Source organism: Bacillus sp. SIMBA_154, assembly GCF_046536015.1.
In the GTDB taxonomy this organism is placed as follows: Bacteria; Bacillota; Bacilli; order Bacillales; family Bacillaceae; genus Bacillus; species Bacillus pumilus_P.
On the sequence record NZ_JAWJBV010000440.1, the window covers coordinates 1 to 254 of the forward strand.

General features: G+C 41.3%; 1 protein-coding gene. It reads right to left on the reverse strand.

Going from position 1 to position 254, the window contains the following annotated elements:
• Window positions 1-254 (reverse strand): hypothetical protein (locus tag R0K30_RS22680; protein ID WP_410613189.1); only part of this gene is annotated, 254 nt, incomplete at both ends.

The window sequence follows — 254 nt, forward strand, 5'->3', positions numbered from 1 at the left end:
TCATTAACAGTTGCATGACGATAGTTCATGGTTAGCACATACGCTGAGTCATCATGAGAATAAACGGCATTAAAACGTCCCTTCCAGCGAGGTGAAGCTGTTTCGCCTACATCAGTTCTAAAATCTTCAGCACGGCCTGTAGAGTTATTGTTGTCCTCTATTAGGTAAGTTGCTGTTAGTTTCAATGCTAAGTCACCAGAGAACAACTCAGTGCGGTATGCAGATTCAACATCTACGCCTTTTTTGTTAATAAC